Below are 14,741 nucleotides of genomic sequence, written 5' to 3' on the forward strand. Positions count from 1 at the left end.
CGGAGTTCATCGTGACCGGCTCCGCAAGCCCCTCCCGTCCGAACGTCATCCTCTGCATCTGCGACCAGTTGCGCGCATTCGAAGTGGGATGCTACGGAAACAAGGTCGTCCGGACGCCCCACCTGGACCGGCTCGCGGCGGAAGGCGTGCGATTCGAAACGGCGGTGAGCAACAACCCCGTCTGCATGCCCGCCCGGTCCAGTCTCCTGTCGGGCCAGTACAGCCGGACATGCATGGGCGCGCTGGGTAATTTCTCGAAGCGTCAGGCGGATGGATCCACGACGATGCCCGAGTATCCGGCGGACGGGCGGCCCCACCTGCCTGCTCCGTCACTGCCCGAGATGTTCAGGACCCTGGGATACGATACGGCTCTGATCGGGAAATGGCACATCCATTCCGCACCCGGACCGCTGGGATTCGACTACAGCCTGTACCCGCGGGTCCACCACCGGCACAGCGGTCAGTCTTTCGTGGAGAACGACGGTGAGGAGTTCCAGGTAGAGGGATTCAGCGTCCGCTTCGAATCGGACCAGGTCGGCGGCTATCTGAGGGACCGCGAGAATCGGGCGAATCCCTTTTTTCTCTACTACAGCATTTCCCCACCCCACATGCCCCTCATGGACGCGCCCGAATCGTACCTGGACATGTACGACCCCGCCGATATCCCCCTGCGGCCCAATGTCTACCGGGACGGCCGGCTGCCATACGACGAACACTGGTTCAAGGTTTATCTGTGGGACTTTCTCTTCTACGAAAGGGACCTGCCGTTCACGCGCATGCTGCCGCCCGGATTCGATCTGCGGCACCTGATCGCCCTGTACTACGGCATGACGACCTGGGTGGACGACATGGTCGGACGCCTCATGCACTTCCTCAAGGCGTACCAACTCGCGGAAAATACCATCGTCGTCTTCCTCTCCGATCACGGCGACAACCTGGGCAGCCACCACCTGTTCAACAAGGGCCGCCTGATCGAAGAGTCCATACGCATCCCGCTGGTCTTTCACGCACCAGGCCGCTTGAAACCGCGGGTCGATACGGCCACGACGGCCCAGCTCATCGACGTCATGCCCACCCTGCTTTCCCTCTGCGGCGGTTCCGTACCCGCCCACGTCCAGGGGCGGGACCTCTCGTCGGCGTTTCCGGGTGGGACCGGGCCGAAGGAAGACGAAGGCGTATTCGTGGAGACTTCCCAGGGACAGATCGGATTGCGCACGCCGACCCACACCTACGGGATCCGCGTCGATCCGGAAAACGGAAAAGTGCTGGATGACCGGGAATGCTTCTACGATCTGCGGTCTGACCCCTATCAGTTGTCCAACCTGAGGGACGCCCGCCACGACAAGGGGCTGGCGGCCGGTCTCCGGGACCGGGTGCTCGCCTGGCACCACGCAACGCCGTGGATGCACAGCGGCGCATACCCGTGATGCATCTCAGCAGGAACCCCTGATGACCGAGGTAAGCCGGGAAGGAAACAACCGTCTGATCGTGGTGTTGTTCGGCCTCATGTTCGTGGCCGTCGCCGACAACCAGATGATCTCCCCGCTCCTGCCCGACCTGATGGCCGCCTTCGGCATGGGCGCGGGCCGGGCCGGGTTGCTGGTCTCGGTCTATGCCATCGCCGCGGCCGTGGTCTCCTTCGCGATCGGACCGTTGTCGGACCGGATCGGACGCAGGAAAATGCTCATCGCCGCGCTGATCGTATTCACCGCTGCGACCCTGTTGTGCGGCCTGGCGTGGGACTATGCTTCGCTGGTGGCCTTCCGGGCCGTCACCGGCGCGGCCGCGGGCGCCCTTTCCCTCAATATCACGGCCTGCATTGGGGATCACTTTCCCTACAGGCGGCGGGGCGCCGCCATGGGACTGGTCATGTCCGGCTACTTCGCGGCCATGATCCTGGGCGTGCCGGCCGGGGCCTTTGTCGCGGAGGCCTGGTCCTGGCGGTGGGCCTTCGGCGCTTTTGCCGGGGCCGGATTGCTGCTGTGGGCGCCGGCGCTGGCCTTCCTGCCATCCCGCGATCCGGCGGCCAGTACGGGCGGCGCGGGCGTTACGGGCGGCGTGGGCGGCGCGGTCAGCGCGGTCTCCATCACCAACCTGGCAAGAAGTTACCGTCGATTCCTCACGCGCACCGGACCCCTGGCGGTGATCGCGGCGTCCTTTCTCGTATCCGCTTCCACGGTCGGATTCATCACCTACGTGGGGACGTGGCTGCGGGATGCCTACGGACTCTCGACCGACTGGATTGGCATGGTGTTCCTCTTCAGCGGACTGGGCGCGCTGCTGGGCAGCCCACTGGCCGGATACCTCTCGGACCGCGCGGGGAAAAGGGGCGTCGTGGTGGTAAGCGGGCTGGTGATGGCCGGCCTGCTGGCATCCATACCCTGGATAACCGGCCTGCTGGCGGTGGTCTTCGCCGGATTCATCCTCACCGGCATCGCCGGGGCCTTCCGCCACGCGCCGCTTCAGGCGCTCGTGACGGCCATGGCATCCGACGAGGAACGCGGCACCCTCATCGCGCTCAAGAACACCGTGGCGGAATTCGGCATCGCCGGGGGTACGGCGCTTTGCGGCGTGCTCTACGTCGCCTTCGGATATCCTTCCGTCGGAGCGGCCTGCGGCGTCATGGCCGCGGCCGCATCCTTCGTCATCCTGATCTGGGTACGCGAACCAGGCGGACCGGACGAACCCGGGCAGACCTGACGGATCAGGATGCGTCTTAGGCGGTAAGACGTCTCATCCAGATGTTACGGAACCGGACCGGATCGCCGTGATCCTGCAGTTGCAGGGGGCCCGTGTCGGCGTGGGGAGTGTCGTAGTTCGCCAGGTCCCTGTGCCCGGTGGGACCGACGGCACGCTGGCGGTGGTGCACCACGATCCCGTTGTGAATGACCGTCAGATGCGCGCCCTTCACCAGCCTGTCGCCGTCCCACGATGGCGATTCGAAGATGATATCGTAGGTCTGCCATTCGCCCGGCCCCCTGCTGGCATTGACCAGGGGCGGGTACTGGCCGTAAATGGACGAGGCGGAACCGTCGGCATAGGTCCGGTTGTCGAAGCTGTCCAGCACCTGGATCTCGTAGAGCCCCAGCAGGAACACGCCGCTGTTGCCCCGGCCCTGGCTGTCTCCGACCACCTCTTCGGGCGTGGCCCATTCGAGATGAAGCTGGCAGTCGCTGAAATGCGCGCGGGTCGAGATGTCTCCCGTGCCATTGACCTCCATGTAGCCGCTTTCCACCTTCCACGCGGCGTCGCCTCCATCCCGTCCGACCCACTGGGCGAGGTCCGATCCGTCGAAGAGCACGACCGCGTCTGAAGGAGGGCTCCCGCAGGCGCCGCCCGGCGTGACCACGCGGGGCTGGGGCCGGTCGCCGTCGTGGACGCGCCATTTGCTGCCGGGTATTACGGAGGTATCGGTGTATCCTATGGAATCCGCCATGGATCGACTCCTATAAGCAAACTTCGTGAATCATGCGTGCGTAGATGTCCACCGCTTCGTAAAGCTGCGGTATTTCCACGTATTCGCCCACCGTGTGGGCCTGCTCGATACTGCCGGGTCCCAGGACCACCATCTGCAGCTGCTCCCTGAAATGGGGGGCGTCGGTCCCGTAGGGCACGGTCTCCGGCCGCTTGCCGCCGGTGACGTCGGAGGCCAGTTGCACGATGGGGTTCGAAGGATCGGCGTAGAAGGGACTGGATATGCTGCTCGAAACCTCGAAGCCGTAGCTTTTGGCCCGGGAAACCAGTTCGTCCACGAGTTCCTCGCTGTGATCGTCCGGCATCGTGCGGAAGCAGATGTGACAGGTCGACCGCGCCGCGGAGACGTTCTGCTTCGTATCGTAGTCGGTGATCACCATATTGAACCCGTTGGAAGGCGGGCTGAACTCCGCGTTCAGGAACCGTTCATCCGTTTTGATCCGCTCCGCCATTTCGGCCATTTCGGCCAGGAGTGGGGCGATCTTGAAATTCGCGGATTCCCCAAGGCCCGTGCTGGTGTGCGCCGCCCTGCCGTGGGCCGTCACCACGATGTGGGCCGCACCCTTGTGGGCGTACACCGGCGTCAGGCTGGTCGGCTCGGCCACCACGCCGTAGGTGGGACGAACGGCGCTCATGACGCGGGATTCCGTGGCGACCTGGTGCGCGCCGCCTCCACCCACTTCCTCGTCGGCCGTCGCCACCACGATCAGCGGCTTCTTCAGGCGTTCCGCGTCCACCTGGGCGGCGGCGATCATGGTGCATGCCAGGGGGCCCTTCATGTCGCAGCTGCCCCGGCCCAGCAGCCGGTCGCCTTCCACCACACCGTGATAGGCGTCCCAGTCCTGCTCCTGCCCCGGCACCGTATCCGTGTGGGACAGGAAGGCCAGACCGCCCTCGCCTTCGCCCTTGCGCCCGACGAGACTGACCTTAAGTTCACCGTTCTCATCCTCGTAGGACAGCCGTTCCACATCGAGTCCGCATGCCTTCATCCGGTCTTCGACGAGATCGGATACCGCCGCGTTGCTCCACCGGCTGACGGACTTCACATCCACGAATTCCTTTGTCATTTCAACTGGATCCAACCCCACGTAATCCCCCTCTCGAGATCGTCGTTATCGCGCCGTTGCGCGTTGCGCTCAGTCCGTCAGCCAACTCGACAATTCATCACGCAGTTCCGTGTCCGCCTTCAAAGCGAGGGCGCCGAAGGCGTTGTCCAGGTGGCCGGTATGGCGGGCGCCGACGAGGACCGACGTGATATCGGGATGTCCCATGGCCCAGGCCATGGCCATGCGCACCATGGGAAGTCCCCTGTTATCCGCCAGGGCCCGCAGCCGCTCCACGTTGCGGAAGTTCCGGTCGTTGAAGTAGATGTCCGCATGCCCGGGGATCACGTCGAAGCGCGAGCCTTGCGGGAAGTCGTTACGGTCCGGCGTGTATTTGCCCGCCAGGAAACCCGCGGCGAGCGGACTGTAGGACGTAATGGCCACTTCCTCCCGCCGGCACAGGGGAAACAGTTCGTCCTGGGCGCCGGGATCGGCCAGGTTGTAGGGCGGCTGGACCACCTCGAACCGGGCATAGCCCTCCCTGGCGCTGGCGTCCAGGGCCTCCCGGAGCTGCGCGGCGTTGAAGTTGCTGCAGCCCACGGTCCCGATCCTTCCCGCCGAAACCTCCTCGTCCAGTGCGGCCAGGCTTTCGGCAATGGGAACCGTTTCATCGGGAGAATGCAGTTCGTAGATGTCCACGCAGTCCACCTGCAGTCGCTCGAGACTGACCCGGAGCGCCCGGGCGATATTCTCCGGCCGGTTGCCGCTGCTCACCTTGGAGCAGATCACCACGTCGTCCCTGCAGCCTCGCGCTTTCATCCACTTTCCGATGATGATCTCCGAAGAGCCCATGACATCCGAGGTCTCGCGCACATCATCGACTTTCAGCACGTCCCGCCGGTAGGTCCGGGCATTGCCGCCGCCGTACGCCTCCGCCGTATCGAGCCAGTTTATCCCTCTATCGACCGCATCGTCCAGTATGGCTGCCGATGCGTCCTCGTCGATCTCACGGCCGAAAGTCACACAACCCAGACCGATGAAGCTGAGCGACGTGTCGGTGCGGCCGAGTTTTCGGTGTTCCATGCACACTCCCCTGGTGGAATCCTGCGGATACCGCGGATGCCGCGGATGCCTGACGCATACCGCGAAGGTCTAACGCATATCGCAAAGCGCGGGTGGAAAAGGTGTGGTGTGAATGTATACCGGTGTGGATCGGACAGGCAAGGGATGTTTGGCCTGGAGCACGTGGCGGTCCCGGCGAATCGATCGCTCAGAATCCATCGTCTCCGGACCGGACCGGGGAACGCTGACCGATCAGCCGCATGCGTTCATCCAGCAGCCGCTTGAGCTGGTTCAACTTGATCCGGTGGGCTGCGAGTTCCCTTTCGTGTTCCAGGATCATCTGCTGGATGAGACGGGGATCCTCACCGGACCGGGGATCGTCCGGACCCTCTTCGGTGAGCAGGGGAGAAGCGGGCGCGGCGAGTGTTTTCGGCTGCGCCGCGAGCACCGTGTGCGCGGTATGTTCCACATCCCCTCGAAGGAACTTGATTTCGATCCGGGTGCCCACGGGAAGCGTGGTCACGAACTCGGCCAGGACGATGGGATGGTTCATGGTGACGCCGTTCACGGCATGAAGCACGTCGCCCTTGCGCAGACCGACCTGCATGGCGGGACTGTCGGAATATACATCCGAGACAACCATGCCTTCCACGGCGCCCAGCATGATATCGCGGTCGCCGCCTACGGTCACGCTTTCCCAGATTTTCTCCACGTGAACGCCCAGCCAGCTCCTGCGGATCTCACCGAATTCGATAAGCTGCCGGGCAAAGGTCTTCACCCGGTTAATGGGTATAACCGCGATCAGGCCCCTGCCTTCACCTGCCCCGGAATCGACCGAGCCGGGCGCCTGGACCCGATGGGGATCGGCTACGAGACCGAGCAGGCGGCCGTTCGTGGAGAACACCGCGCCGCCCGAGTAGGCGGAACCGACCACGGCACTGACCTGGATCATGACGTCCTCTTCCCGCAGCCCGTTCACGATCCCCGTCGTCATCGAGGATGGAAAGCCGTGGGCGTTGTTCAGCACCAGCACCCAGGACCCCGGACGGACGTCATCGGAATTACCCAGGCGCGCGGTAGGGGTTTCCAGGCTGTCGACGCGGATCACGGCAATATCGGAAAGCTGGTCCACCCCGACGAGATGGCCGCGGCGGTACCGGCCGTTCCGAAAGTTGACCAGGATATCGTGGGCATGATCCACGACGCCGGCCGTCGTAATGATAAATCCGTTCCGGTGAAGGACCACGCCGGTCCCGATGGAGCGTTCCCAGTCCGTAAACGTCTGCCCGTTCACCGTATTGATGAACTTGCGCTGCACGATCACGCTGGCCACCGTCGGTTCCACGCGTTCGACGAGACTGACGATCTCCCGCTCGAGGCTATGCAGGTAGGGGGTGGTCTGAGCATGGACGCGTTGATCGCCGCCCGCATGCCAGAGGCAGGCCAGTAGCGCGGCCCAGATCATAGGCCGGAGGTGGCCGGACCAGAATTGGGGGTTGGAGTGAGAACCGTGCATGGTCGATCAGAACGAAATGCGGACACGCTTGAGAGGAGCGGTCGGGCCCGACGACGGCGGCGCGTCGGGCGCGCCAGGTGCGCCGGTTGTGCCAACCGCACCCTGGGAATCGCGAAGTCCATCGGTGCCAACGGTTTGCAGCAGGTCTTCAGGTGCAGGTCGATCCGGATCGCCGCCGGCCATCAGGTCCCGGCCGAAAGCCTCGTCGAACAGCGATGGATCGAGGCGCATGCCCGTACCCGCCGTAACGAACCGGATCCCATGGGTCATCGGTTCCATGGTCCTGACGGTGAGGATGCCCGGTCTGTCGCCGGTAATGCGGTTTGTGGTATATGGGAGACTGGTTGCAGCGGGAGTGGGGGGATTTATTGCCTGTTCCGTGTTTATGGCCGGTTCTATCGCCATGTGCGGCGCGAGTTCCCGTTCCAGGGGAAAGGGCGAAATGGGATCGGGCGACGCAAGTTCGGGTTCGATGGGCGTCGGCAGGGAAAAAGCCATCGCAGGACCCGAAGACGAATCGGACCTTTCCGCCGGGCCGGCCATTTCGGCGAAACCGCCGATCACGGTTATGGTCAGGATCAGGCTGGTCGCGAATACCAGTTGAACAGGCCGCTGGCGGCTGAGTTCGCCCAGTTCGGAAAAGGCTGCCGAAACGCGTCTCAACCAGGAGGAGGCGTACAGCTCGCGGGCAACTTCCCGGTTCAGCAGGTTGCCGAGCTGTTGTTCGAACATCGGCCGGGGGGATACGGCGGGAAGACTCTTCACGGCCCGCATGGCGCTTTCCATGTCCTGAATCCTGAGCCGGCACCGGGGACATCCGTTCAGGTGAAAACGAAGCTCATCTTCAGTCGCTTTCGACAACTGACCGTCCAGGTAGTCCGACATCTGCCGCTCGTATCCACTGCAATTCAAAACGCCCATCCTCCTCAAAGAATCTCCACCTGCCACTGCCTCAACATTTCCTGCAGTCTCAGCCGTCCCCGGTTGACCCGCGACTTGACGGTTCCCGTCGGACAGCGGAGGATCTCGCCGATCTCCTCGTAAGAAAGCTCCTCTATGTCGCGCAGCACGATCACGGACTTGTATTTGTCCGGCAACTGATCGATCGCGTGCTGTATCGCCCGGCCCAGTTCGTTCTGCTCCAGGTGATCGCCGGGACCCGCGTTCGTGTCCGGCAGATCGATGCTTTCCCGCGTGCTGTTCTCGTGAGGCGAAGCGTTCAGGGAGAAGAACTGGCGGCGTTTCCGCTTACGCAACTCGCTTCGGGCCAGATTGAGCGCGATGGTGTAGATCCAGGTGGAGAGATTGGAGATCGCCTTGTAGTTGTGGCGGTTTCGGTAGACCCGCAGGAACGTCTCCTGCACCAGGTCTTCCGCGCATTCCGTATTGTGGACCATACGGTAGACGCAGTTGTACAGCCTGGTGCGGTATCTTCCGACAATCACCTCGAAAGCGCGTATATCGTCCCGCTGGACACGGACGAACAGCACTTCGTCCGACAGGGTCAGTTCGTCCAGGACGCCGGACTCGACATCGGTGACCTGCACCGCGTTTATGGAGGTATTGTCGGCCATTTCAAGTCTACCCATACCGCGTTATACGCCGCGCGTGGGAGTTCGGTTTCAAAAAAACGCCTCGGCGTCAGGACGCCAGCCGTGCTGCACCTTTCCGGCTGCACCGTACCAGACGCCTGCCGGGCCGGTCATGTCAATCCAAAGTCTCTTGAATGAAATATAGAATTCCGCCGCGTCCGTGTCAACCGGACCGTCATGCCCGCACTTCACTCACGTCGTGGATGGTATATTGGTAGCCCTGTTCCGTCAGAAAGAGCTGACGGTTCACGGCATAGTCCTGGTCAAGGGTGTTCCGCGTGATGAGCGAATAGAATATGGCGGCGGAGCCGTCCGCCTTGGGACGGAGGATCCTGCCCAGCCGCTGGGCTTCCTCCTGGCGGGACCCGAAGGTGCCCGAAATCTGTATCGCCACGTTGGCGTCCGGCAGGTCGATGGCGAAATTCGCGACCTTGGACACTACGAGACGCTTGAGCTCACCGTTTCTGAACCGGGTATACAGATCTAGGCGGGCCGGAAGCGGTGTGCTACCGGTGATCAGGGGAAAATCGAACAGTGCGGCGATCTGCTTGAGCTGCCTCACGTACAGTCCGATGATCAGGACCTGGTCCGATGGATGCTGTTCCAGCAAGGCGCGGATGATCTCGGTCTTGCGGCTGTTCTCCGAGGCGATCCTGAACTTGTCGCGGCGATTCGCCACGGCGTAGGACATGCGCCGCGCTTCGGGCAGATCGATCCGAATTTCACGGCAGTACGCCTCCGCGATCCAGCCCTGGCGCTCGAGGAGCTTCCACGGCATGTCGTATCTCCGGGGGCCGATCAGGCTGAAGACGTCGTCCTCCCGGCCGTCTTCACGAACAAGCGTCGCGGTGAGCCCGAGGCGACGGCGGGCCTGGATCTCGGCCGTGTACCGGAACACGGGGGCGGGGAGCAGATGGACCTCGTCGTAGATGATGAGGCCCCAGCCTTTCTGGTCGAAGAGGCCGAAATGCTCGAATTCGTCCCCTTTGCTCTTCCGGTAGGTCAGAATCTGGTAGGTGGCCAGAGTTACGGGCCGGATCTGTTTCGTTTCACCCGAATACTCGCCGATATGCTCTTCCGACAGCGAGGTCTTCTCGATCAACTCCTCCCGCCACTGGCGCAGGGCCACCGTGTTGGCCGTCAGCACGAGAGTGTGGCACTTCAGTACGGCCATCGCGCCGAGGGCCACGATGGTCTTCCCGGCACCGCAGGGCAAGACGATGACCCCGTTGCCTCCCTGCGGCTCGCCGTTCATGTGAAACGCGCCGACCGCGTCCTGCTGGTAGTCCCGCATGCTAAAGGACTTCCGGTCTCCGGCCGCGGTGCGCAGGTTGATTTCCAGCGGGGCGCCTTCGACGTATCCCGCCAGGTCTTCCACGGGAAATCCGACTTTGATCAGCGCCTGCTTGATGTGGCCCCGGAACCGGTCTCCTACCTGCACCCTGCGCTCGTCCAGGGGCTGCGCGAGGAACTGCTTGACCGAGGGCAGTCCGGAAACCTCCGCGATCAGGGCGGGGTCATCGGACTCGAGGACCAGCCTGCCGTCTTCCTTGTGCAGCCGCAACTGCCCGTACCGGTCGATGAAATCGCATATCTCTCGGCGGATGTTCTGCGGGATCTCGTACTTGCTCAGGCCTTCGAGCGATTCGAGGACGCCGTCGGCGTTCATGCCGGCCGAGGCGGCGTTCCACAGGGACAGCGGGCTCAGCCGGTAGACGTGGATGTGCTCCGGGGATTTTTCCAATTCCGCGAACCGGGCAAGCGCGTCCCTGGCATCCTCGTAGCGCGGATGGTCGACTTCGACGAGGATGGTGCGGTCGCTCTGTACGATCAATGGGTTACTCAGGTCAGGCAAGGAATCCCCCGGAGTTCCGTCCTGCATGGCGTCCGGCGCCGCTTAATGGCGTCCGGCGCAGTACAATGGCATCCGGCGCCGCTCAATGGCGCCAGGCGTCTTCGACCCGGTTATAGGGTGTACCTCCCGCGCGGATCAGGCGCGGCGTACCCGTGGATACGTCCACCACCGTCGAAGGCTGGTCCGAAGGCGATCGGCCGCCATCGAGAATCAGGTCGACCCGGTCTCCCAGCTGGGCGGCCACGTCCTCTGCCGTTAGGGGTTCCGGCTCACCGGAGCGGTTGGCGCTGGGCGCGGTCACGGGTCCGCCCGCAGCACGGCACAGGGCCCCTGCGATCACCGCGCCGCTGTGCCTGACCCCGATCGTGGCACCCCCGCCCAGCAATTCCCGCGGCACGCTGTCCAGCGCGGGAAAGACCAGCGTCAATGGTCCGGGCCAGCAGGCGTCCATCACCGCATGGACACCTGCGGGGATGCACCGGACCAGGCGGACCAGGTCCTTCCTGTGGGATACGAGTACCAGGATCGGCTTCGTTTCCTCACGGCCCTTGGCTTCATAGACCCGCCGGATCGCGGCGGGATTGGTTCCGTCCGCGCCCAATCCGTAGACTGTTTCGGTCGGAAAAGCCACGAGTCCCCCGTCGCGCACTATGCCCGCGGCCTCCTGCAGTACGGTACGGTCCGGCCGCACCGGATCGACCGTCAGTACCTTCATGGTTTCGTATCCGATCGATCGATCCTGCGCAGGCCCTTTTGACCGATGTCCCTGCGGAAATACCGGTTTTCGAACCGAACCCGGTCCACCGCCTCGTAGGCCCTGTCGATGGAGCCCGCGAGATCGTCGGCCAGGGCCGTCACGCCCACGATCCTGCCGCCGTTGGTTATCAGTTTTCCGTCCCATATGGCCGTATCGGCGTGAAAGGCGTAAACATCGTCCACTCCGTCCAGTCGATCCAGCCCGCTTATTTCCATCCCTTTCTCGTAATCGCCGGGATATCCACCGGAAGCCACCACCACGCAGGTCGCGGCCTTCCGCTTCCAGGTCAGGGGCCTGTCGGGCATCCTGCCCTCGCTGATCCCGACCGCCAATTCCGCGAAATCGTCTTCGAGGAGCGGCAGGATGACCTGGGCCTCGGGATCGCCGAACCGGCTGTTGAATTCCACCACCATCGGACCCTGGCCGGTCATCATGATTCCGCAGTACAACACCCCTCTGAAAGGCCGTCCACGTTTCCTCATGCCGAGGACCGCGGGTTCGATGATCCGTTCCATGATGTCCCTCATCGCGCCGTCATCGATGACCGGCGCCGGTGCGTAAGCGCCCATGCCCCCGGTGTTGGGCCCCGTATCTCCGTCGTGGATGGGCTTGTGGTCCTGCGACGGGACCAGCGGAAGAACCCGTTCGCCATCGGTCAACGCGAATACGGACGCCTCCTCGCCTTCCATGAAGGCCTCCACGACCACGTTCCGGCCCGCATCGCCGAACATTCTGTCGGTCATCACCACGTCGAGGGCCTGCATGGCCTCCTCGACGGTCCGGCACACCAGCGCGCCCTTCCCGGCGGCCAGGCCGTCGGCTTTGATCACGATCGGCGCACCCTGTTCATTCACGTAGTCTCGTGCCGCGTCCACGTCTGAAAACACCGCGAACGCGGCCGTGGGAATGCCCTCCTCCAGCATCATCTGCTTGGAGAACACCTTGCTCCATTCGATTTCGGCGGCCGCCCGTGTCGGACCGAAGGCCCGCATGCCCAGACTTTCCACCGCGTCGACCACGCCGGCTTCCAGTGCGCCGTCGGGTCCGACCACCACCAGGTCCACCTTGTTTTCGCGGGCAAAGCCGGCGATCCCGCGCGCGTCTTCCGGTTCGATGGCGACGCATTTTCCGAGCTCGGCGATGCCCGGATTGCCCGGAGCGGCGTACAGGTCACTCACGAGGGCCGACCTGCGAAGCGCCCAGGCCAGCGTGTGCTCTCTTCCTCCCTTGCCGACGACAAGTACGTTCATGGTGTCCCCGTTTTATGGGGCAGCGAGCCCGTGAATATCAAATCCATACCACTCCACAAGCGCGATTGAATATGAACCTCTCGCGTCCGTCTGCGTTCCGAAGGGGTGGACGGTGAAACCAATGAAATGGCGTGGGCGTTCATATTGTATAATGAATACGCTGTGCCTGATTCGTCGAAATCGGGGATAACCGCGGGACCGCATGGAATCCACCCGGACCCTCGATAAGGTGATGATCAGCGAGATCGGAAAAGTTAAAGAAACACATGGGGAATGTCAAGGCGTGAACACGAAAAATACCATCGCCGCGCGGCTCGAAAACCGTTGACATGGTACATCCCTGCTTTAGTATTACTTAGTTACTTTAAATATCGAATGGCGACCTCCCCAGGCATGCAAGCTGAAGGTCGTTTCCTGCGCGAACCTGGTCGAATCCCGGGCGGAAGACCGGGACGAAGGAGTCTGGCCATATGTCGACCCTGAAGAAACCGAAATACGCCATCCTGCTGGTCTTCGTCGCGGTAGGTTCGTTCATGCTCGGCAGTGCGGCCGACAGGACGATCCATGCGGCGGACAACATCTTCTCGAGCACCAGGCTGCTGATGGGTGTGCTCAACCTGGTCAACGACAACTATGTGGAGGAGGTAGAGCCCGGCGAGTTGATCTACGCCGCGATCGACGGTATGCTCGAAGTGCTCGACCCCCATTCCAGCTTCCTGAGCAAGGAGAGCTTCGCCGAAATGGGCGAGCGCTTCAGCGGTAAGTTCTACGGAATCGGAATCGAGTTCGACGTTCTGGACGGATTCCTATACGTGATTTCCGTGATCGACGAATCGCCGTCGGAAGCCGTCGGCCTGCAGTCCGGAGACCGAATCGTCCGGATCGACGGTGAATCGGCGATCGGCATCAAGCACGACGAGGTGAGGCAGAAATTGCGCGGGGAGAAAGGGACCAGGGTGGACGTAACCATCGAACGGCCCGGTGTCGAGGAGCGGTTCGACGTGACGATTACCCGGGACAGTATCCCCATTCGCAGCGTCAGAACTTCCTTCATGCTGGATGACCAAACGGGATACATCCAGTTGATCCGGTTCGCCAAGACCACTTCCCGTGAACTGGAGATCGCCCTGGACAGGCTTCATCAGGCCGGCATGGAGCGGCTGATTCTCGACCTGAGAGGCAATTCGGGTGGATACCTGGACCAGGCGGTCGAAGTATCCAGCAAGTTCATTCCCGAAGGCCGCGTAATCGTCAAGACCATGGGAAGGAACCGAAGTTCCAACCAGACGTTCAAATCGATAAGTGGCGTAATCCACCGTGAAATGCCCCTGGTGATCCTGCTTGACCACCGCTCCGCCTCCGCTTCCGAAATCGTGGCGGGCGCCGTTCAGGACTGGGACCGGGGCGTTATCGCCGGAACCCGCAGCTTCGGCAAGGGCCTCGTTCAGACCCTCTTCGCGGAGCCTCACCTGACGGACGGTTCCGCGCTCAAGCTGACAACGGCCAGGTACTACACCCCGAGCGGCCGGATGATCCAGCGGGACTATAAGAACAAGTCCTTCCAGGAATACGTCGAAGGATCGTTCAGCGAGACCGGAGAGACCGGAGAGACCGGGCAGGAATCGGAATCCGGTACGGATGAGGACCATTCGGACCAGGCAGACGATGCGGACCAGGCGGACGATGCGGGCCAGGCAGACATGCCGGAGCGCACGGAGTTCACCACCGCCGCCGGGCGTACGGTCTTTGGAGACGGCGGCATTTCTCCCGACGTCGTGATCCCGGCTCCGAAGCGTACGTACCCCTTCGTAATCGGCAAGTACAGGGGATGGGTGCCTTTCGACCGGGCCTGTTTCGAATTCGCCAACGCCTACGGCGTGTCCCAGGCGGACCGGCAGGACCTCAGGAATGACTTCGAAGTCTTTCTGCGGGAGTTCCGGGTCGACGAAGCGATGCTGGAAGCGTTCAAGGTCCAGGTCCGGGACTCGGGGATATCTTTCACCGACGAGGAGTTCAACGACGACCGGGACGTCATCGAACTCCAGTTGAAGCGGTCGCTCGCCCGGAATCTCTGGGGTGACGAGGAAGCCAGCCGCGTAGCCGCGGCCGGTGACGAGCAGCTCCAGCAGGCCCGCCAGCTGTTTTACTCTCACGAAATGCTGGTACGGCAATAGCGTAAGTCGACAGAAGCT

The 14,741-nt window shown here is 62.9% G+C and carries 12 protein-coding genes; 3 read left to right on the plus strand and 9 right to left on the minus strand.

What is annotated here, in order from left to right:
- Positions 1–8: 8 nt before the first annotated feature.
- Both F4Y38_15810 and F4Y38_15815 read left to right on the plus strand, forming a co-directional pair.
- Positions 9–1,427 (plus strand): sulfatase-like hydrolase/transferase, encoded by a 1,419-nt coding sequence (locus F4Y38_15810; protein ID MXY50745.1) that lies wholly within the window; start codon positions 9–11, stop codon positions 1,425–1,427.
- Between the two features lie 22 nt (positions 1,428–1,449).
- Positions 1,450–2,700 carry an MFS transporter gene (locus tag F4Y38_15815; GenBank protein ID MXY50746.1) on the plus strand — a complete coding sequence of 417 codons (1,251 nt, stop codon included), beginning with the start codon at positions 1,450–1,452 and terminating at the stop codon, positions 2,698–2,700.
- A 16-nt stretch (positions 2,701–2,716) separates the two neighbouring features.
- Here F4Y38_15815 and F4Y38_15820 read toward each other — a convergent pair whose 3' ends face one another.
- The 9 genes from F4Y38_15820 to purD form a co-directional block, all read right to left on the minus strand.
- Positions 2,717–3,436 carry a DUF1080 domain-containing protein gene (locus tag F4Y38_15820; GenBank protein ID MXY50747.1) on the minus strand — a complete coding sequence of 240 codons (720 nt, stop codon included), beginning with the start codon at positions 3,434–3,436 and terminating at the stop codon, positions 2,717–2,719.
- Between the two features lie 10 nt (positions 3,437–3,446).
- A complete protein-coding gene (locus F4Y38_15825; protein MXY50748.1) occupies positions 3,447–4,541 on the minus strand; it encodes a M20 family metallopeptidase in 1,095 nt (364 codons plus the stop codon).
- Between the two features lie 69 nt (positions 4,542–4,610).
- The gene (locus tag F4Y38_15830; protein ID MXY50749.1) at positions 4,611–5,600 is read right to left on the minus strand and encodes an aldo/keto reductase; all 990 of its coding nucleotides are present in this window, start codon (positions 5,598–5,600) and stop codon (positions 4,611–4,613) included.
- 187 nt (positions 5,601–5,787) lie between these two features.
- Complete coding sequence (locus tag F4Y38_15835) at positions 5,788–7,095, minus strand: PDZ domain-containing protein (protein ID MXY50750.1); 1,308 nt, start codon at positions 7,093–7,095, stop codon at positions 5,788–5,790.
- 6 nt (positions 7,096–7,101) lie between these two features.
- Entirely contained in the window at positions 7,102–8,016 is a 915-nt protein-coding gene (locus tag F4Y38_15840; protein ID MXY50751.1) for a hypothetical protein, read from the minus strand.
- 5 nt (positions 8,017–8,021) lie between these two features.
- Positions 8,022–8,684, minus strand: a complete 663-nt coding sequence (locus F4Y38_15845) for a sigma-70 family RNA polymerase sigma factor (protein ID MXY50752.1) — start codon at positions 8,682–8,684, stop codon at positions 8,022–8,024.
- Positions 8,685–8,862: 178 nt separating this feature from the next.
- Complete coding sequence (locus tag F4Y38_15850; protein ID MXY50753.1) at positions 8,863–10,533, minus strand: DEAD/DEAH box helicase; 1,671 nt, start codon at positions 10,531–10,533, stop codon at positions 8,863–8,865.
- A 91-nt stretch (positions 10,534–10,624) separates the two neighbouring features.
- Positions 10,625–11,257 carry a threonylcarbamoyl-AMP synthase gene (locus F4Y38_15855; GenBank protein MXY50754.1) on the minus strand — a complete coding sequence of 211 codons (633 nt, stop codon included), beginning with the start codon at positions 11,255–11,257 and terminating at the stop codon, positions 10,625–10,627.
- Entirely contained in the window at positions 11,254–12,549 is a 1,296-nt protein-coding gene (gene purD / locus F4Y38_15860; GenBank protein MXY50755.1) for a phosphoribosylamine--glycine ligase, read from the minus strand. The genes F4Y38_15855 and purD overlap by 4 nt, the downstream gene beginning before the upstream one ends.
- Before the next feature lie 470 nt (positions 12,550–13,019).
- Here purD and F4Y38_15865 point away from each other — a divergent pair, with 470 nt between their 5' ends.
- On the plus strand, positions 13,020–14,723 hold the full coding sequence (locus F4Y38_15865; protein ID MXY50756.1) for a S41 family peptidase: 1,704 nt from the start codon (positions 13,020–13,022) through the stop codon (positions 14,721–14,723).
- Positions 14,724–14,741 lie beyond the last annotated feature (18 nt).

The sequence above is a fragment of the Gemmatimonadota bacterium genome (genome assembly GCA_009838645.1).
GTDB lineage: Bacteria > JAAXHH01 > JAAXHH01 > JAAXHH01 > JAAXHH01 > JAAXHH01.